Source organism: Barnesiella sp. An55 (assembly GCF_002161555.1).
In the GTDB taxonomy this organism is placed as follows: domain Bacteria; phylum Bacteroidota; class Bacteroidia; order Bacteroidales; family Barnesiellaceae; genus Barnesiella; species Barnesiella merdipullorum.
The window spans coordinates 55780-75161 of record NZ_NFHZ01000009.1; the positions used below are offsets into that span (position 1 = coordinate 55780).

A 19382-nucleotide genomic window follows, 5' to 3' on the forward strand; every position below is an offset into this window, starting at 1 on the left:
CCGCAGGGCCCGGGGCCTTTTTATAGTCCTACGAATCCCTCATTTTTTTACGTTGAGCCACACTCACCATCTGAGACAGAAGAAGAGAGGATATAAAAGAAAAGCGACCGCCTCATTGAGGTGGTCGCTCTCTTTCGGTGATCCGCCTGGGGCTCGAACCCAGGACCCCAACATTAAAAGTGTTGTGCTCTACCAGCTGAGCTAGCGAATCTAACCTTGGTGCTTTTTGGAAAAGCGATGCAAAGGTAATGCGATTTTTTGACTTTACAAAACAATACCTCCGCAAATTTATGTTAAAGAGCAGTTTTTTTACTCTTCCCCCGATTTTGCCTTCCTGCCAGATACCGATTCATCGGCCGGCGTTTCGGCCGCTGCCTGGGGCGGAGTTTCCGGATCGTTGCCTATCACATAGCGTTCGTAATACGACAGGCACAACGTGGTGAGCGGCAAGGCGATAATCATACCCACAAAGCCGAGCAACGTGCCCCATATCGAGAGCGAGAGCAAGATGATGGCGGGGTTCAACCCGGTAACCTTGCCCATCACCCGCGGTACGATGAAGATATCTTCGATGAGTTGCACCACGATAAAGACCAGCACACAGGCCCCGAAGAGAAGCCAGAAGTTGGTTCCCGTCTCCGATGCCGAGACGAGACACAGCAGGATGGTAGGGATGAACCCGACGAGTTGCAGATAGGGTACCATGTTGAGCAACCCGATGAAGAGCCCCAGCACGATAGCCATGGGCAGCCCTACAATGAGGAACCCGATACAGAAGAGTATTCCCACCAGACCGGCCACGACTGCCTGTCCGCGGAAATAGCGATTCATGCTCACCTCGACATCGTTGACAATCGAAAGCACCGTGGGGCGATACTTCTGCGGAATCATGCGCCGGAATCCCGACAAGATCTTGTCATAATCGAGCAGAATGAAAACGATATAAAGCAGCACGATGAGCCAGCTCACAATGTTGATAATCTCGCCTACCGACCCGGTAATGAACCCCCAGGCTCCCGAAAAACTCTCCTTGATCACCGAGAGCCATTGCTCTTGACTGAGCAGCCCCGACAGCTCGGCAAAGTCGATATTCTTTTTGATGAAATCGTGCACCGACTCGGGTACAAACGGTATGCTCGACGATTGATATACATACTCGCTCAACAACTGGCGCAACAGCCCTATCTCGTCGATAATCGACGGCACCACCAGCACACCCAGCAGACCAAGGGTCACCAGCACTTCGACAAAGGTGAGAGCGATGGCAACTACGCGCCCCTTCAACTTGAACACCCGCTTGTTATACACCACCAGCGGATTGAGCATATAGGCAATAATCCAAGCCACAAGAAACGGGAGCAACGCCCCACGAAGGATGTATATGAGATAAAACAGACCTACGACAAAAACGGCCCCGAACAAAATGCGGATGACCCGGTCGAAGGTATATGGCTGGCGTTCGGTCATAGCTATCGATTTTTGAACACTTATTCTTTCTAACAAATGCGAGGCTCAACGGTTTACCCCTCGTGAGCTCTCTCCTTGCGCTCCTGTATCTCTTGCAGGTAGCAACGGCGGCACAGGGGCTGATACTCGTTTTTCTCGCCCAGCAGTACCCGTTTGTCGTTATCGACCAAACGGTAGGAGTAGTTGGCCAGATGGCCACACTTCACACAGATGGCGTGTACCTTGTACACATCGTCGGCAATAGCCAGCAGCGCCGGCATGGGGCCGAAGGGGACCCGGCGGAAATCCATGTCGAGGCCGGCCACAATCACCCGGGTACCGTTGTTGGCCAGTTCGGAGCAAACCTCGATGATGCCGTCGTCGAAAAACTGGGCTTCGTCAATACCCACCACATCGACCCCCGAGGCCATGAGCAGGATGCTGTGCGAGTTATCTACCGGGGTAGAGAGTATCGAAGTACTGTCGTGCGAAACGATATTCTCCTCGGAGTAGCGCACATCGATGGCCGGTTTGAAAATCTCGACCTTCTGGCGGGCAATCTTAGCCCGTTTCAGGCGGCGTATCAGCTCTTCGGTCTTACCCGAGAACATCGAGCCGCATATCACCTCGATGCTTCCACGGCGACTGGTTTCGTAATTACTTTCGGTCAAAACCATAGTTATATGTCTCTATTTCTCTTTCGGTTAATTAAATGATGCAACAAAAGTAAAAAGATAGTTCGATTTTGACAACCTTTACCCCGCCTATTTATCTCAAGAGCTGTCGGTAAAACTTGTCACGGCTCTCGCCTTTCGCCTGTCTTTGAAGAAGACAGGAAGCGGTTCAGTATAAAAAATTCAGGCAAGCTTGTTTTTTTCTGCTCTCACCTTTCTCTATCTTTGTAGGCGTGAAACCCAAACCATTCATCATGCGACAAGCCTCTGTTTTTGTACTGATTACCCTCTTTATACTCCTGCATGGCACAGCCCGGGCCCAAACACTCGAAGGCTTTCTTGCCGACCCGGCGTTCTCCCCTGCATCGATAGGCATCTGCATCACCGATGTCAACACGGGCGAGACCCTCGTCGCCCATAACGAGCGCCAGGCCATGATACCGGCATCGACCGCCAAGGTCATCACCACCGCTACGGCTCTGCGCCTGCTGGGTCCCGACTATCGCGCCACGACGTCCGTGGGATACACCGGCCGCATCGACGAGAGTGGACAACTGCATGGCAACCTGGTGATACACGGTGGAGGCGACCCCACCCTGGGGTCGGACTTCGGCAGCCGCCCTCCCCGCCACTTTACCGACCAGATTGTCGCCGCCCTCACGACTCACCACATCCGAGCCATCGAGGGGTCGATTGTCATCGACGAGTCGCTGTTCGACGGGCCCGCCGTATCGCCCAAATGGATGCTCGAAGATATCATCTGGGACTATGGCACAGGCTGTCACGCCCTCTCCTATCGCGACAACCGGGTGCAGATAGAGCTGCGGTACAGCGACCACCGGTACAACGTGACCCGCGTAACCCCAGCCAACTACTACACCATCGACACCCAACTCGTGCCCGGCGAGAAGGAGGATGTCACCGTAACCCAAACAGGCAACCATTTTACCGTTACCGGCACCATTCCCCGCAAACGGAACCGCTACCAACTCGACCTCTCGATCGAGCGCCCCGACAGTCTCTTTGCCCGGGAACTGACCGAACGGTTGCAACAGGCCGGCATCACCGTAGGTCCATCGCCCATCACAACAGCCCCAGGAGACGAAACCCTGCTGCTCGACTACCCCTCCGACTCGCTCGCTTATATTGTGCGCAGCCTCAACGTGCGCAGCGACAACCTCTATGCCGAGAGTCTGCTGCGACATATAGCCCTCACCTCGGCTCCCCGGGGTAGCGCCTCGAAAGGTATCGAGACCATACGACGCTACTGGCAACCCCTCGGTGCCGACTCGCTCGAGCTATTCCTCTACGACGGCTCGGGGCTGGCCCGCAACAACAAAGTATCGGCCCGATATCTGGCCCAAGTACTTGCCGCAACCGCCCGAGACCCACAGGTGGGCAAAACCTTCGTCCAGTCGCTGCCCCTCGCCGGGCGCGAAGGCTCGGTGGCCACTTTCATGCGCAACAGCTCTCTCCCGGGCGAGTTGAGACTGAAAAGCGGCAGCATGAGCGACGTGCACGCCTATGCCGGCTACTACACCACACCTGCCGGGAATCGCTATGCTATTGCTCTGATGTTCAACAACTACACCTGCAACCGCTCCCAGCTGAAGCAAAAAATTGCCGCTTGGCTCACCACGGCACTTTCTAAAAAAAAGTAACAGCCTCTAAAATTTTTTACTCTCCTGCTCGCATCTGTCATTTTATTACTACCTTTGGATAATTGGATAAACCGAAGATAGGATGCGGTTCGGCTAAGCCAAATGAGAAAACTTCGTTTTCCTTTGTCTTTGCGCTCACCTTTCGCTACCTTTGGATAACATAGTGAAACCTCTAAATTCGATTCCATGTCACGAGACAGTCGCATCGCATACATTATCAACCAGTTGGGCGAACTGCGTGAGCTCCTGCTCGTCATCGAGCAGGCCGGCCAAGATGCCCCCGGTATTCTACTGAAGTTGGCCCGTGAAAAAGCCGAATCTATCGACCGCTCTACCCGAGAGTTGCGGTCGTCACAGTTCTGGGCCGAATTGCAAAAGCACGATCCTTTTGACAGCGTTGCGCCCCAAAAGAGCGAAGCGCCCAATGACGACACCGACACGCCTGCCGATTATATTACTGCCGAGACCGAGGAGCACCACGAATCGCATCCCGCCGAAGAGGTGAATGATAGCTCCTTCGAAGACTCTTTCGACGAACCGTGGAATATGCCCGTAACCCCGACTCAAGAGGTAGAAATCGAAGAGCCCGTCCTGGCCACCACAATCGAAGAGGAGGCCGAACCTACACCCGAACCTGCACCTCATGCCAAGGAGCACGAAGTTCAACCTGCGCCCTCGGTTCACGAAGAGACTCCGCTCGATACACCGGCAGCCCCCTCGGCCGAAACTCCTGTCGAGAAAGAGGAGCCCCTCTACCCCTGGGAACAGATGAGCGACGAAGAGCTGTCGGCCGCCCAAGACGACCACAACGACTACGACGACGATACCGATGACACCGACTACGACGAGGCCGACTACGAGGATACTCCCACAGCCGACCTGCCGGCCGACGACACCTCGGCACCGGTCACCCTCGAAGAGGCCCTGCAACGCCAACAGGCCAAAGAGTTGCGCAAGGCATTGAGTCTGAACGACCGATTCCGGTTCCGTCGCGAACTTTTCGGTAACAGCGATATCCGCATGAACGAAACCCTGGCTCTCATCGACGCCATGAACTCCTACGAAGAGGCCGAGGACTACATCCTCAACGACCTCAACTGGGACATGGACAATCCCGAAGTCGCCGAGTTTATGAAAATCGTACAGAAACACTTTCTATAACCGCGCAGCACCATGTCGAAGCTCTATGTAGTCCCTACACCGGTAGGCAATCTCGAAGATATGACCTTCAGGGCCATTGCCGTGCTGCGGGAGGTCGATTGCATCCTGGCCGAAGATACCCGCACCAGCAGCGTCCTGCTCAAGCACTACGACATACACACCCGCATGCAGTCGCACCACAAGTTCAACGAGCACCAAACGGTCGAAGGCATCGTCGCCCGCATCGAGGGTGGTGAAACGATAGCCCTCATCTCCGACGCCGGTACACCGGCCATCTCCGACCCGGGATTCCTCCTGGTGCGGGAGTGCCGCCGCAGAGGCATCCCCGTCGAGTGTCTGCCCGGAGCCACCGCTTTCGTGCCGGCGCTGGTCGCCTCGGGACTGCCCAACGAGAAGTTCTGTTTCGAAGGATTCCTCCCCCAGAAGAAAGGACGTGCCACCCGGCTGGCCCAACTGGCCGACGAACCCCGCACGATCATCTTCTACGAGTCGCCCTTCCGCCTGCTCAAAACCCTGGTACAGTTCAAAGAGACCTTTGGCGGCGAGCGCGAAGCCTCGGTGAGCCGCGAGATCTCCAAGATTCACGAAGAGACGGTGCGAGGCACCCTCGACGAACTCATCGCCCACTTTACCGAGCACGAGCCCAAAGGCGAAATCGTCATTGTCGTGGCCGGTGCCCCCGAAAAACCCAAAGAGAAAAAAAGAGACAAATACGCCAAAAGCGATACACAACTATAAATTTAATTTTTAACCATTATGAAAAAGGCTATTACCGCTGCCATCGCAGCATCTGTTCTGATGATTGGCTGTACCAATCAATCGACCGAAGTGAAGAGACTGCAAGCCGAGAACGACTCGTTGCTCCAAGTCAATGCACAGACGACTGCCGACTTCAACGAAATGATTCAACTCATCAACGACGTAGAAGAGGGATTCCGTCAAATGAAAGAGGCCGAGAATTATCTGGTCACCCAAAAAGATGCCAACGGAGAAGTTTCGCTTACCACCCGGGAACAAATCAAAAACGATATGACACTGGTCGCCGAGACTCTGCAGAAAAACAAAGAGCGACTGGACAAACTGCAACAACAACTCAAGCAGAGCAAGAACCAGTCGGCATCTCTGCAAAAGACCATCGAGCGCCTGCAAGCAGAAATTACCGAAAAGACCGAACTGATTACCTCGCTGCAAGAGTCGCTCGCCAAACGCGATGTGCGCATTGCCGAGCTCGATGATGCCGTGAACAACCTCATCGGTCAAGTAGAGAACCTGGCTACCGAGAACCAGCAGCAAAAAGAGGTACTCCAAAGCCAGGACGAAGCGCTCAATACCGTTTATTATGCCTTGGGCACCAACAAAGAATTGAAGGAACAGAAGATTGTCGAGGGTGGCGGTCTCTTCTCGTCGAAAAAGGTGATGGAAAGCGACTTCAACAAAGACTACTTCACCACGGCCGACATGCGCAAACTGCACGAAATCCCCTTCGACAGCAAAAAGGCCAAGTTCCTCACCAAGCATCCCGAAGGCTCTTATGAACTGCAAAAAGACAACGAGGGGTACCTCACACTGGTAATCACCAACCCCGAGAACTTCTGGAGCTTGAGCCGCTACCTGGTGGTAGAGCTTAAATAACCGACCATTCACCCCATTTGGAGCGAGGCTGGAGACGGCATCTCCAGCCTCGTCTGTTTCTCTCTCTGCTACACACCTAAACCCTGCTTGAGTGTATGAACCGCTATACTGCCATTTTAGTGATACTCCTGCTGCTCGTCTCGTCGTGCGACAGTTTCTTCGAGAAAGAGTCGCCCCTGCCTCACAACCCCGAGCGGCCCGTGCTGCCCCCGGCTCGCGACCGACGCTTTGTCGTTGACAGTATCCGATACTACTTCGACTATTGGAGCAGCAAAAACACCCAACTGGCCGACGAGACCTGTGTCGTCATCATCTCAAACTCACTCGACAAAGAATGGCACGATACCCCCTCGCCCCCACAAGACCCGCTCTACAACTACTCCTATTTCTCCAGCGAAGACCCCTTGCTGGCCCAAATCTACACCGACACCCTGCGGGTGAGAACCCCTTGTTATGTCGATGACGACAACCGCATCGTATTGGGCGATTCGCTATATAGTTTTCAATCCTTCTCGGCAGAACTGACCCTGGCCGAAATCGACCGGACTATCGACGAGATATGCGTTCCCCCTCATACCGAAACTTACGTCTATGGCCAGTACAGCATCAGCTACTACCACATAGCCTACACCGCCTGGCTCACCGAAACAACCAGCAACACCCCCATCACCATCGAGGGCATGTGGGAGGGCAACATCATCAACGACGACTTTACGACACGCACTGAGTCGAAACCGTTATAACCCTGTCGGCCGGTATAGCCGCAATCCGGGGTATGCAACACGCCATAAACAATAATCCCCGCAAAAACTCTTTTACCAAGTTTTTGCGGGGATTATTTTATCGATTCTCATGTCGTCGGTTCCCGGTTTTCATTCGTGGACCCGGACGCCACTCGGTTCTACTCTTCATCGACATGCAGCGTATGCCCCATGCGTTTCTCTTTGGTGAGCAGATAGCGACGATTATAGGGATTGGGAGTCACCTCGATGGGTACATTCTCGACAATCTCCAGACCGTAAGCCTCGAGGCCGATACGCTTCACCGGATTGTTGGTCATCAGGCGCAGCTTGTGCACACCTATATCGCGCAGGATGCTGGCTCCCACACCATAGTCGCGCTCGTCGGCCTGGTGTCCCAGACACAGATTGGCATCGACCGTATCCATACCCTCCTCCTGAAGTTTATAGGCCTTCATCTTTTCCATCAGTCCTATTCCACGGCCTTCCTGATTCAGGTAGATAACAGCACCTTTCCCCTCTTTCTCGATCAGTTGCATGGCTTTGTGCAGTTGCTCCCCGCAATCGCAACGCATGGACCCGAATATGTCGCCCGTGGCACAGGACGAATGTACCCGCACCAATACCGGCTCATCCTTTTCAAACGAACCTTTGATCAAGGCAATATGCTCCAGCCCGTTGCTTTTCTGGCGGAAGGGAATCAGCCGGAAGTGGCCATACTCGGTAGGCATATCCACCTCGACCCCTCTCTCAATCAGCGACTCCTGTTTCAAGCGATAGGCAATCAGGTCGCGTATGGCGATAATCTTGATGCCAAACTTCTGAGCCACCTGGGTCAACTGCGGCAACCGGGCCATCGTACCGTCTTCGTTGAGAATCTCGATGAGCGCGGCAGCCGGATACAACCCGGCCAGACGTGCCAAATCGACAGCGGCTTCGGTGTGACCGGCACGTTTCAACACCCCTTTGTCCTGGGCATAGAGGGGATTGATGTGACCGGGGCGACCAAAGGTCTCGGGGGTCGAAGCCGGATCGGCCAAAGCCCGTATCGTGGCAGCCCGGTCGTGACTCGACACGCCGGTGGTACAGCCCTCCAGCTTGTCGATGGTTACGGTAAAGGGAGTCCCCAACATCGACGTGTTGTGATTCACCTGTCGATAGAGCTTGAGCTCTTCGCAACGCTGCTGCGTGATAGGGGCACACAAAACGCCCCGTCCGTTGGTGAGCATGAAGTTCACCTTCTCGGGGGTGATAGCCTCGGCGGCAATGATAAAATCGCCCTCGTTCTCGCGATCCTCATCGTCCACGACAATCAAAAACTTGCCTTGTCGAAAATCCTCGACGGCCTCGTCTATCGAACTCAAAATCGTCTCTTTATTCATAGCTTATATGGTTTTATCTTCTTCATACATTCGCTCTTTCTCTTCCTTCTCCAACAGGATGCGCAAATCGCCGTTGGTTCGAATCACGCCCTCTACCTCGTTTCGCAACAACCGTTGCTGGTACGAGCCTACCCAGTAGAGCAACAGCCCCACAGGGAAAAGAACGGCCAGCACATAGCCCCATTTCACCGTGGGAGCCGGGCGATATACCCACAGATTGCGCAACACGGGATAGTCCATCAGTTTACCAATTACCAATTGACTGCGGCTGTTCGATGTATAGTTTACCAAATCGTCAATCTGCTCCTCCAGTTCCATAATATCGGCCTTGGCATATCCATACAGGCAATATTTCCAATAGGACTGCCGCTTGCGCCCCACCTTGTCGAGATACCGGTTGCAGGCGACCGACAACTGCTCGGCCTTTTCGATAGCCACCTGGGGAATCATATCGTCCATCACCACCTCTTTCAAGACCACCTTACGCAACTCCTGACGCCCGATGAGTTTCCTGAAGAAGTTGATATAGACATCGGGGTTGAACACAGCCGAGTCTTTCACCGCCTTGTAGGTGAGGAAGATGCCCAGAGGCAGAAGCACCGCCGAACTGAGCCACATGCCTTCCCATACCTCCCAACGACCATCGCGGGCCAACTTGTACCCGGTATTGTCGATGATGTAGTAAAAGATGAACATGAACACCGACACCACGACCGGCATGCCCAGTCCGCCCTTGCGGATAATGGCACCCAGCGGTGCCCCTATGAAGAAAAAGATGATACAGGCAAACGAGAGGGTAAACTTCTTGTACATCTCGATTTGGTGGCGCCTGATAACCTTGTTCTCCTCTTTCATCGTGTAGCTGCGGAACTCGTAGTCCGAGTAATACCGTTCGGCGCGAGCCACTGCCCGGTCGAGGTACAGCTGCTTGCGCTGGAGACTGCCACCGCCAAATACACTGTCGAGATTGAGCGTGGCAGCCTCGGCTATTGCCTTCTGCTCCCTCACCGAGTCGTTGGGCGAGACCCGAACTCCCGGCCGATTGTAGAGCGAAAAATAGCCCGACGTCTTGAGGCTGCGGGCATAGTTGTTGCCGATACTGTCCACCCGGGTAGTCATCGAATCGATCGAAGTCTGCAACGCCTTGAGGTCTTTACCGATATACTGGTTCTGCATGATGCCGTCGTCCATACGGTTGAAGTTGGCATCGAAGGCAATCATAATCTCTTTGAGCGAAAAGGTCTCCCGGCGGTAGGGAATGTTGGAAGCACTGGTGCGCTGGTCGCGCAGGTTCTCAAACGACTCACCGTTGTAGAGCGTGAGAAACAGGTGCTGCTTGTCATCGGTCATCTTCAGCTTGCCCGAGTCGGCCAGGATAATCATGGCATTGTCAAAACCGGCCGACATGTCATAAATCATCACATCGTAGAGCATACCGGTCTTGTGGTTCTTCTGCTTTACATACAGGTTATAACCGCTTATCTGGTCATAGAATACCCCCTCGGGAATATCGAGCTCGGGCGACTTTTGCCGCATGGAATAGAGCAGGGTCCACATCTTTACCTGCGACTTGGGCAATACATTGTTCTGGAAAAAGAATGCGCCAATGGCCACAAATATCAAGAAAATGACCAATGGCCGCATGATTTGCAACAGCGAGATACCGGCAGCCTTGATAGCCAACAGCTCCAGCCGCTCGCCCAAATTGCCAAAAGTCATGAGCGAAGCCAGCAAGATAGCCAGCGGCAACGCCATGGGCACCATGGTCACGGCGGCATAGAAAAACAGTTCGGCCAAAACCGACATTTCGAGACCCTTCCCCACCATCTCATCGACATACCGCCACAGGAATTGCATGAGTACGATGAACAGGCAGATGAAGAATGTCATCAGAAACAGGGGTAAGAAGCTCTTTAAGATAAACCTGTATAGACGTTTGATATAGAACATTCTTTTGCCGATTATCAGGATGCAAAAGTAACGCAAAAAAATGAATTTCCGAAGAGGCTATAACGTTTATTGGGAAGATTCGCCAAAAACGGTGCCACCGTCAAATACCGAGCTACACCCCCAATTTGCGGCGGAGGGTCTCAACCTGATGATCCCACAAGTCGCGGCTGTCGTCCAACTCGTCGGGGTAGGCAAAATCGGTAACCGCCAGCATGGTGGCACCCGTCAACTCCGAAGTCGTGATGCGAAGCTCGAAATAGCTCCGGCTCTCCTCGTCGTCCAACCAGTGGAAACGAATATAGAGGCCGGTGCGCATGACAACCTGGTGTGCCTGTTGTGATGTCTTGTTCCAAAAGAAGGTAAACAACTTTCCGTCGCTCTGCACCTCATCGGCAAACCAATCCGACAACCCGTTTTTGGTTCCTATATAGGGCCAAAGCAAAGCAGGAGAAACACTTTTTAGCTCATACTCTATCACAAACTTCTCTTTATTCATAAACCTCTCAATATTATAGCATTTCCCCCTTCAGGCAGATGGAAGGGTTCCTATTTCCGACGGCGAATATAGAGATATTATTCCTATCTTTTGCAGTAAAATTTGAAAAAATGGAACGAAAAAGAAATTTCACTCTATTTTATATAATATTTACCTCGAATTGCAAACTGGATATTACATTTTATTGCTACATTTGCAGGTAGTAAAAACCACATAAAACCAATCCGACTATGAATTTAATGGAACGAATGGTAGAACAAGCCCGAGCAAACAAACAACGTATTGTTTTACCGGAAGGAACAGAAGATCGTACTCTGCAGGCTGCCGACCGAATCCTGGCCGACAACATAGCCGACGTAGTCCTCATCGGCAACCCCGACGAAATAAGGGCGCTTGCCAATCAATATCACTTGACCCACATCGACAAGGCCACGCTGGTAAACCCGGCCAACCACGACAAGAAAGAGACCTATACCCAACTGCTCTATGAGTTGAGAAAAGCCAAGGGAATGACCCTCGAAAAGGCTCAACAACTGGTCGAAGACCCCTTGTATCTGGGCTGCCTCATGATCAAGAACGGCGATGCCGACGGCGAAGTGGCCGGAGCCCGCAACACGACAGGCAACGTATTGCGTTCGGCCTTCCAGATTATCAAAACCGTTCCCGGCGTGAAGGTCGTATCGGGGGCCTTCCTGATGTTCATCCCCGACACGTCGTATGGCGAAAACGGCCTCATGGTCTTTGCCGACTGTGCCGTGCTGCCCGACCCCACGGCCGAAGAGCTCGCTCAAATTGCCGTATCGACTGCCAAAACCGCCCGCGACATTGCCGGCATAGATCCCCGCATCGCCATGCTCAGCTTCTCGTCGAAAGGCAGTGCCAGCCACGAGATGGTCGATAAGGTAGTAGAAGCCACCCGCCTGGCCCGCGAAATGGAGCCCACCTTGAAAATCGACGGCGAGTTGCAGGCCGATGCCGCCATCGTTCCCGCCGTTGGGGCCAGCAAAGCTCCCGGCAGCGAAATCGCCGGTCATGCCAACGTGCTGGTATTCCCCTCGCTCGAAGTGGGCAACATCACCTATAAACTGGTACAACGCCTGGCTCACGCCGAAGCCGTAGGTCCTATCCTGCAAGGTATTGCCGCACCGGTCAACGACCTCTCCCGCGGCTGCTCGGTCGATGATATCTATAAGATGATTACTATCACCTGCAACCAGGCCATCAGCTTGAAAAAATAACCTTAATACCACATACTTTATGAAGATCTTAGTATTAAATTGCGGTAGTTCGTCGGTTAAATACAAACTGTTCGACATCGACTCCAAAACCGTATTGGCCCAAGGCGGTGCCGAAAAAATAGGTCTGGAAGACTCGTTCCTGAAACTCACCTTGCCCAGCGGCGAGAAGGTGATACTCAAGAGCCCCATGCCCGAGCACCACGCTGCCATACAAAACATACTCAACGTGCTCACCAGCAAAGAGTATGGATGTATCAAATCGTTCGACGAAATCGACGCCGTAGGCCACCGTGTCGTTCACGGCGGTGAAAAGTTCAACACCAGTGTACTCATCACCGACGAGGTAATCGAAAAGATAAAAGAGTGCTACGACATAGCTCCGTTGCACAACCCCGTAAACATGGCCGGCATCGATGCCATCTCGAAACTGATGCCTTCGGTTCCCCAGGTAGGCGTATTCGACACCGCCTTCCACCAGACCATGCCGGCACATGCCTACATGTATGCCCTGCCCTACGACCTGTACACCAAGTATGGCATACGCCGCTACGGATTCCACGGCACCAGCCACCGCTATGTATCGCGCCGGGCCTGCGAATTCCTGGGCGTACCCTATGAACAACAACGCATCATCACCTGCCACATTGGCAACGGCGGTTCCATCACGGCCATCAAGGATGGCAAATCGATCGACACCTCCATGGGTATGACCCCTGTCGAGGGATTGATGATGGGTACCCGCTCGGGCGATGTCGATGCCGGTGTGCTCACCTACCTCATGGACAAAGAGCACCTCGACTCGGCCGGTATTGCCAACCTGGTGAACAAGAAGAGCGGTGTGGCCGGTATCTCGGGCCTTTCGTCCGACATGCGCGACATCGAAGCTGGTGTAGCTGCCGGTAACGAACGCGCCATCCTGGCCCTGCAAATGTATGAATACCGCATCACCAAATACATAGGTGCCTATGCCGCCATCTTGGGAGGTGTCGATATCATTGTGTTCACGGGTGGTGTGGGTGAGAACCAGACCCAAACCCGCGAAGCCGTGTGCAAACCGCTGGCCTTCATGGGCGTAGAAATCGATGCCGAGCTGAACAAGACGATTCGTGGTACCGAAAGCCTCATCAGCACCCCGGCTTCGAAAGTGAAGGTGGTTGTAATCCCCACCGACGAGGAGTACATGATTGCCTCCGACACGAAAGCCGTGCTCGACAACCTGAAGAAATAAATTCTGTCACCGACACACAGGCCGGTAGAACGATTCCCGCTCAACCGCCTGCCGTTCGAGCCATAAACAAGAGCCCTGCCGCTCGCCCGTTACGGGCTGCGGCAGGGCTCTTTTCCTATGAAAGAAGAAAAAAAGGAAATGATTCCGGATTACTCAAGTTGACCCGTAGCCCGCAAGTATTGGGTCTCGTAAATCTTGTATTGCGTGTGCGCCTCGATGAGATTGCTCTCGGCCTGTTGCCACTGCGACTGAGCATCGAGCAAATCGGTGAGCGTAGCCATCGACGACTCGTAACGGTTGCGCATGACCCGCAGATTTTCGAGAGCCTGCTCCACCCCTGTCTCGGCCGTACCGACAAGACGGTAACCATCCTGTACATTGCGGATGGCCTGCTGCACCTCGAGGTTGAGCAACCGGGTATTCTTTTGCAATTCAAGTTCGGCACTACGCAACTCATAACGAGCCTTGCGCACCTTCTTATGCACCTCGCCCCAGTGAAACAGCGGCACCTTCACCGCCAGCATCACCATGCCTATGCCATCGCGAAACTCTTGCGAATAGGGCATCATGGTGCCGTTGCCCACATCGACCAGACTATTGAGCTTGATATTGCCATAATAAGTATATCCGGCCGACAGTCCCACCGTAGGGAGCATCTCGGCCCGTGTACTCTTTATTTGCTGCCTGCCCACCTCGACCTGCTGCTTGAGCAGCGTGAGTTCGGGACGATTGTCGATCGAGGCGGTGAGCAGACCGGGGTCGGCAACTACCCAAGTCGTGTCGGTAGGCACGATTGCCGTGGTATCGTCCACCCCAATCAACCGGCACAACGACAAGCGGCACAAGTCGGCACCGTTGCGAGCCTTTTGCAATTGATAGTGTATCTCGCTCTGCTTGGCCTTGATACGCAACAAGTCGTTCTCGATAATCATGCCGGCCGAGAGCGAACCGCTCATCTGGTCATACAGGGTATCCATCTGGGCACAATAGCTTTCGAGCATACGCACCTTGCGATCGACGGCGATACAGGTCCAATAGGCATTGTCGGCATCGACCAGGACATCCATGCGGGTCATGCGCAACTGCTCCCCGGCGGCAGCCTCGCCAATGCGAGCCATGCGTTTGCCGGCCATAATTTTCCCGCCCGTATAGATAGGCTGGGTGAGGGTAATACCGGCCATATACATACCCCGCATGCGCAGATCCATCCCCATCATGTCGATATCGGGGAATACATAGGCTCCGGTGGCCGACCCCTCGAATTTGGGCAGATAGGCCGTTGTGGCGATGCGGTTGTCGAGTTCGGCTTGGCGCAGCCGTATATCGGCCTGTTCGAGCTCCTCGCTGTGCGACAGCGCCATCTCGCGGCACTGAGCGTGCGAAAGCAACAACGGCTGGGCTGTAGCCAGGTTCGACCCGGCCACGCAAAGGGCCAAGCCCATCGCATATATTCTGTTGAATTTCATTGTCTCTCTATTTTATACGTTAACAGGTTTCTTGATTCGGAACATCGCCGCGTAGAAGAGCGGCAAAAGCACGAGCGTAATGATTGTACCCACGGTGAGACCACCCATGATGGTGATAGCCATCGAGCTGTACATGGGGTCGGTCACGAGCGGAATCATGCCCACGATGGTGGTCAACGAAGCCATCAGCACAGGGCGCACACGCGATACCGTAGCCTCGATTACCGCCGTATAGGGCGACTGCTTCTCCTCAGTCTGCAACCGGTTAATCTCATCGACCAGCACAATGGCATTCTTGACCATCATGCCTATCAAACCCATCATACCAATGATGGCCATGAAAGTGAAGGGCTGACCACTTACCAGCAGCACCGGTGTAATACCACAGAAGACAAAGGGGATGCAGAGGAGAATCAGTATCACCTTGCGCCAGCTGTTGAAGAGGAGCAGCAGAATGGCCAGAATAATAAATATCGTGAGCGGTACAAACTTCATCAGGTTGCCTATGGCCTCGCCCTGCAGCTCACCCTCGCCTACCCAACGCATGCGATACCCCTCGGGCAGGTCTATGGCCTCGATTTCGTCTTTAATTGACTCCACCACTTTGGCCGGAGTAGCCTCGTCGCAATAGGGGTTGGGATCGCACTCGGCCTCAATAACCCGCCGGCCGTTCATGCGCAACACTACATCCTCGTCCCAGTCGAGTCGTATGTGGTGGGCCACATTGCTCAAGGGTGTGGCCCTGAAGAGTTGGTCCTGCAAATCACTCATGCTCTGTCCGCCAGCCAAGGCACTCTGCAACGCCTCGTTCGACAAGTGGAAGTTAAGCATGCTCCACACCGGTATATCTTCGAGATTGCGAATATGCGAACCATCGTCGTTGCGTACCTCAAGATTGAGCAGTATCTGACGATTCTGATCATTGAGCACACCCACCGGCATACCGTCGGTAGCGGCCAACAAGGCATTGGCCACATCGCTGCGCCCGATACCCGAGCGCAAGGCATCCTGCTGGTCAAACTCGGCCACGAGAGCTTTTCCCCGGGGTTTCCAGTTATTCTGCACCGAGTAGGCATCGACATAGGGCGAGCGGCGCATAATCTCCTCGGCCTGGGCGCTCAACCGGCGCAACACGGCCGGGTCGGGTCCCGAGAACTCCACCTCGACCGTGTGCGAGGTAGAAATCGAGAAGTTGTATTTGCGCGTGCGGATATAGGCGTCGGGGTACTCCCGACGCAACTGCTCCCGCACTACCGGTATCTGCTCGACCACCGTGCGATAATCCTTGCAATCGACAATCAACTCGCCATAGCAATCGCCGCCCGAGGTCATGGGCCGCACCAGACAGTAGTGTGCCGGAGCGCTGCCCTGACTCACTGCCACCCGCTCGATATTGGGGTTCTGCGATACCTTGTCGCTCATCTCGAGCAACCGGGCACATACCGTGTCGGCATTGGCGGCCGAGGGGAAGAAGCACTCGACCACAAACTGCTTGTAGTCAAAGTCGGGGAAGAAGAGATTCTTCACCTGCTTTGCCCCCAGCAGACACAGCACCAGCAACACCACCGCACCGATGATGGTAACCCGCTTGTAGCCGATAAGAACCGATATGACTTTGCGCACGAAACGATGCACTGGCGAGTTCATCACTGCACCCGAAGCCTCGGTACCGCTCTTCTCACGACGAGGCAACCACGAGTGGGCACAAACGGGCACCTGGATAAGAGCCAGCACCCAACTGGCCAACAGACTCACACACAACACCAGAAAGAGGTCGCCGGCATATTCGCCGGCCGAGTCGGGCGAGAGATAGACACACAGGAACGTTGAGGCGGCAATAATCGTCGCACCCAACAGAGGCATGGCCGTGTTGCGCCCGATGCGGTAGAGATAGGTATCGGGGGGCAATCCTCGCTTTTTGTCAATCAAGATACCGTCCATAATCACCACGGCATTATCGACCAGCATACCCATCGCCACGATAAAAGCTCCCAGCGAGATGCGCTGCAACGTGGTGCCGCACATGAGCAGGATGGGGAACGAGACGCACACTGTGAGTACCAGTCCGAATCCGATAATGAGTCCACTGCGCCAACCCATCGTAAAGATGAGTACCAGGATAACAATGACCACCGACTCGACCAGATTCCACATGAACGACGAGATGGCCTCATCGACCTTGTCGGGCTGGAAAAATATCTTCTCGGTAGAGAAGCCGGCCGGCATGTTCTTCATGGCCTCGGCCAGCCGGGCATCAACGGCACGCCCCACATCGGGCACAATGGCCGACGACTCCATGGCAATGCAGATGGCCAGGGCCGGTTTTCCATCGACAAAGAAGCCGTTGCGTTGCGGGGTTGCATAGCCCCGCTCTACCCGAGCAATATCGCCAATGCGCAGCGTATTGCCATCGAGAGTCTGTATCTGGAGGTTGCGTATATCCTCCTCGTTCTTGACCGCCCCATCGACATAGAGAGCAATGCGTTCGCCGTCGCTGCCATAGCGGCCGGCATTGACCGTCTTTCCGGCACTTTGCAGGGTACTCATGATTTGGGTAGGAATAATACCGTTACGGGCTATCTGCTCTTTCGAGAGGATAATATTGATTACCTCGTCGCGGTTACCCACGATATTGATACGCTTCACTCCCTTAACATCGAGCAACTCGCGTTGCAGATAGCGGGCATAGCGATACATCTCGGGGTAGTCGTATCCGTCGGCCGTGAGCGCATAAAAAATACCATAGACATCCATCATGTCGTCGATAACGATAGGCTCGTAACAGCCCTGCGGCAAGCGGGCAGCCGCATCGTTGACCTTGCGCCGCAACAGGTCGAAGTGCTGTTCGAGGTCGCGGTTCAATACCGTCATCTGAAACTCGACGGTAAACATGGCCACACTGTTCTGGCACTCGCTCTTTACCTTCTTGACATTGGGGAGTGCCCGCAACTCATCCTCCATGAGTTGGGCCACCTTCAGCTCCATCTCGTGGGCACTGGCCCCCGGCCACGATACCACAACCATGGCCTGCTTGGCCGATACGGCCGGGTCTTCGAGTTTGGGCATCTGCACAAACGACAACACCCCGGCAATGAGAATCGCCACCATCAACGACCAGAAGAGGATGGGGCATTGCATGAAAAACCGAGTTATCTTCATCACAGCAATCCTCCTACATTCGTGTTACTGGGTGCCTCGATTACACGCACCTTATCTCCCTCTTGCAACAGGCGCACACCGGCCCGCACCAATTGTTCATTGCCGGTGAGCCCGTCAATCACAACGGCACGACCGTCGGCATCGACTCCGTCGAGTACCACCCGGCGACGGGTCACCGTAGAGTCGGGGCCGAATACCCACACGCACGAGGAGTCGCCCTCCTCAAAAAGACTCTGCAACGGCACGGCAAATCCACGGGCCGAAGCCGAATCGCCCAGAACGATTCCCACCTCGACATTCCTACCAGCCGTCAGGTTACGGTCGGGACGCCCTTCAAAAGCCAGTTGCAACCGATACAACTGATTGCCGTCGGCCTTGGGGGTGAGGCTCATGAGCGTAAGAGGCATATCCCCGTCAATGCCCGAGGCCCGACAAAAGAAGCGTTCGAACTCTTCCCGCTGCCGGTACACACTGCCCGGGATATCGGCCGAGACTTCCATTTGCGACACATCCAGCAGGGTAAACAGAGCGGTACCGGCATCGACCATCTCGGCCGGCGAGAAATTGACCGCCTGTATATAGCCATCGGTCGGGGCATAGAGTTTCGTATAACTCAATTTATTCTTGTTGGCCTGCAACTGCACCTCGAGCTGCTTCAATCCGGCCGAAGCCTTTTCGTAGTCGTTGGCCGATACACTTTTCTGTGCCAACAGCCGCTCAGTACGCTTCACTTCGTCTCGCACCTGGTCATACTGCACCTGCAATGCCTCGACCGCCAGCCGGTAGTCGGCATCGTCAAGCTCGGCCAACAACTGGCCGCGATGCACCCGGTCGCCCTCGCTCACATGAATACGGGCAATCTGCCCCGCGGTTTTGAACCCAAGGCTTATCTCGTGAGCCTCTTTCACGATACCCGAATAGTATTTCACCGTCTCCTCGCTCAAAGCTACGGGACGAGTAAGATAGACACTCCGCTCGCGAGAGCCCTCCCGGTCTCCGCCAGTACAGGCACACAGCAACAGAACGGCTGCCACAATAGACACATTTTTCTTCATCGTATCTTGTTTTTTAGTTGATTTCACAGCTGCAAATTTCCACCTTTTCGATGACAGCAGTTTGTTGCGGTCGTCCTGCATATTGTTCAAAAAG

General features: G+C 54.2%; 15 protein-coding genes and 1 tRNA gene. 7 read left to right on the forward strand and 9 right to left on the reverse strand.

The genetic code is table 11. The annotated features are described in order from the left end of the window. Positions 1-138: 138 nt before the first annotated feature. The 3 genes from B5G10_RS07035 to B5G10_RS07045 form a co-directional block, all read right to left on the reverse strand. Positions 139-211: transfer RNA gene (locus tag B5G10_RS07035), tRNA-Lys, on the reverse strand. A gap of 98 nt (positions 212-309) precedes the next feature. Then, the gene (locus B5G10_RS07040; RefSeq protein WP_087424023.1) at positions 310-1467 is read right to left on the reverse strand and encodes an AI-2E family transporter; all 1158 of its coding nucleotides are present in this window, start codon (positions 1465-1467) and stop codon (positions 310-312) included. Positions 1468-1520: 53 nt separating this feature from the next. Then, on the reverse strand, positions 1521-2123 hold the full coding sequence (locus B5G10_RS07045; protein WP_087424024.1) for a thymidine kinase: 603 nt from the start codon (positions 2121-2123) through the stop codon (positions 1521-1523). A 230-nt stretch (positions 2124-2353) separates the two neighbouring features. On the opposite strand from B5G10_RS07045, the gene dacB reads away from it, so the two are divergent. The 5 genes from dacB (at position 2354) to B5G10_RS07070 (ending at position 7317) form a co-directional block, all read left to right on the forward strand. Further along, on the forward strand, positions 2354-3781 hold the full coding sequence (gene dacB, locus B5G10_RS07050; protein ID WP_143241087.1) for a D-alanyl-D-alanine carboxypeptidase/D-alanyl-D-alanine-endopeptidase: 1428 nt from the start codon (positions 2354-2356) through the stop codon (positions 3779-3781). A gap of 186 nt (positions 3782-3967) precedes the next feature. Continuing rightward, on the forward strand, positions 3968-4942 hold the full coding sequence (locus B5G10_RS07055) for a hypothetical protein (protein ID WP_087424026.1): 975 nt from the start codon (positions 3968-3970) through the stop codon (positions 4940-4942). A gap of 12 nt (positions 4943-4954) precedes the next feature. Further along, positions 4955-5680: a 16S rRNA (cytidine(1402)-2'-O)-methyltransferase gene (gene rsmI / locus B5G10_RS07060; protein ID WP_087424027.1), complete on the forward strand. Its 726-nt coding sequence runs from the start codon at positions 4955-4957 to the stop codon at positions 5678-5680. An 18-nt stretch (positions 5681-5698) separates the two neighbouring features. Next, positions 5699-6574: a hypothetical protein gene (locus B5G10_RS07065; RefSeq protein WP_087424028.1), complete on the forward strand. Its 876-nt coding sequence runs from the start codon at positions 5699-5701 to the stop codon at positions 6572-6574. Between the two features lie 95 nt (positions 6575-6669). After that, a complete protein-coding gene (locus B5G10_RS07070; RefSeq protein WP_087424029.1) occupies positions 6670-7317 on the forward strand; it encodes a hypothetical protein in 648 nt (215 codons plus the stop codon). Positions 7318-7475: 158 nt separating this feature from the next. Here the strand turns inward: B5G10_RS07070 and B5G10_RS07075 are convergent, their stop codons facing one another. The 3 genes from B5G10_RS07075 to B5G10_RS07085 all read right to left on the reverse strand — a co-directional run bounded on the left by B5G10_RS07075 (position 7476) and on the right by B5G10_RS07085 (position 11142). Continuing rightward, complete coding sequence (locus tag B5G10_RS07075; protein ID WP_087424030.1) at positions 7476-8696, reverse strand: bifunctional 3,4-dihydroxy-2-butanone-4-phosphate synthase/GTP cyclohydrolase II; 1221 nt, start codon at positions 8694-8696, stop codon at positions 7476-7478. A 3-nt stretch (positions 8697-8699) separates the two neighbouring features. Further along, complete coding sequence (locus B5G10_RS07080) at positions 8700-10646, reverse strand: LptF/LptG family permease (RefSeq protein ID WP_087424031.1); 1947 nt, start codon at positions 10644-10646, stop codon at positions 8700-8702. A 112-nt stretch (positions 10647-10758) separates the two neighbouring features. Further along, complete coding sequence (locus B5G10_RS07085; protein WP_087424032.1) at positions 10759-11142, reverse strand: START-like domain-containing protein; 384 nt, start codon at positions 11140-11142, stop codon at positions 10759-10761. 230 nt (positions 11143-11372) lie between these two features. On the opposite strand from B5G10_RS07085, the gene pta reads away from it, so the two are divergent. Continuing rightward, positions 11373-12380, forward strand: coding sequence for a phosphate acetyltransferase (gene pta, locus B5G10_RS07090; protein ID WP_087424033.1), 1008 nt, complete (start codon positions 11373-11375; stop codon positions 12378-12380). A 19-nt stretch (positions 12381-12399) separates the two neighbouring features. Further along, positions 12400-13608, forward strand: a complete 1209-nt coding sequence (locus B5G10_RS07095; protein ID WP_087424034.1) for an acetate kinase — start codon at positions 12400-12402, stop codon at positions 13606-13608. A 149-nt stretch (positions 13609-13757) separates the two neighbouring features. Here the strand turns inward: B5G10_RS07095 and B5G10_RS07100 are convergent, their stop codons facing one another. The 3 genes from B5G10_RS07100 to B5G10_RS07110 are packed head-to-tail and all read right to left on the reverse strand — an operon-like array spanning position 13758 to position 19288. Then, a complete protein-coding gene (locus tag B5G10_RS07100; protein ID WP_087424035.1) occupies positions 13758-15074 on the reverse strand; it encodes a TolC family protein in 1317 nt (438 codons plus the stop codon). Positions 15075-15086: 12 nt separating this feature from the next. Further along, positions 15087-18233: an efflux RND transporter permease subunit gene (locus tag B5G10_RS07105; RefSeq protein ID WP_087424036.1), complete on the reverse strand. Its 3147-nt coding sequence runs from the start codon at positions 18231-18233 to the stop codon at positions 15087-15089. Then, complete coding sequence (locus B5G10_RS07110; protein WP_087424037.1) at positions 18233-19288, reverse strand: efflux RND transporter periplasmic adaptor subunit; 1056 nt, start codon at positions 19286-19288, stop codon at positions 18233-18235. The genes B5G10_RS07105 and B5G10_RS07110 overlap by 1 nt, the downstream gene beginning before the upstream one ends. Between the last annotated feature and the right edge of the window lie 94 nt (positions 19289-19382).

What these genes read in the sequence shown, in the direction of transcription:
- B5G10_RS07040 (WP_087424023.1), bottom strand. Translation starts at nt 1,467, where the DNA reads ATGACCGAACGCCAGCCATATACCTTCGACCGGGTCATCCGCATTTTG.
- B5G10_RS07045 (WP_087424024.1), bottom strand. Translation starts at nt 2,123, where the DNA reads ATGGTTTTGACCGAAAGTAATTACGAAACCAGTCGCCGTGGAAGCATC.
- B5G10_RS07055 (WP_087424026.1), top strand. Translation starts at nt 3,968, where the DNA reads ATGTCACGAGACAGTCGCATCGCATACATTATCAACCAGTTGGGCGAA.
- rsmI (WP_087424027.1), top strand. Translation starts at nt 4,955, where the DNA reads ATGTCGAAGCTCTATGTAGTCCCTACACCGGTAGGCAATCTCGAAGAT.
- B5G10_RS07065 (WP_087424028.1), top strand. Translation starts at nt 5,699, where the DNA reads ATGAAAAAGGCTATTACCGCTGCCATCGCAGCATCTGTTCTGATGATT.
- B5G10_RS07070 (WP_087424029.1), top strand. Translation starts at nt 6,670, where the DNA reads ATGAACCGCTATACTGCCATTTTAGTGATACTCCTGCTGCTCGTCTCG.
- B5G10_RS07075 (WP_087424030.1), bottom strand. Translation starts at nt 8,696, where the DNA reads ATGAATAAAGAGACGATTTTGAGTTCGATAGACGAGGCCGTCGAGGAT.
- B5G10_RS07080 (WP_087424031.1), bottom strand. Translation starts at nt 10,646, where the DNA reads ATGTTCTATATCAAACGTCTATACAGGTTTATCTTAAAGAGCTTCTTA.
- B5G10_RS07085 (WP_087424032.1), bottom strand. Translation starts at nt 11,142, where the DNA reads ATGAATAAAGAGAAGTTTGTGATAGAGTATGAGCTAAAAAGTGTTTCT.
- pta (WP_087424033.1), top strand. Translation starts at nt 11,373, where the DNA reads ATGAATTTAATGGAACGAATGGTAGAACAAGCCCGAGCAAACAAACAA.
- B5G10_RS07095 (WP_087424034.1), top strand. Translation starts at nt 12,400, where the DNA reads ATGAAGATCTTAGTATTAAATTGCGGTAGTTCGTCGGTTAAATACAAA.
- B5G10_RS07100 (WP_087424035.1), bottom strand. Translation starts at nt 15,074, where the DNA reads ATGAAATTCAACAGAATATATGCGATGGGCTTGGCCCTTTGCGTGGCC.
- B5G10_RS07105 (WP_087424036.1), bottom strand. Translation starts at nt 18,233, where the DNA reads ATGAAGATAACTCGGTTTTTCATGCAATGCCCCATCCTCTTCTGGTCG.
- B5G10_RS07110 (WP_087424037.1), bottom strand. Translation starts at nt 19,288, where the DNA reads ATGAAGAAAAATGTGTCTATTGTGGCAGCCGTTCTGTTGCTGTGTGCC.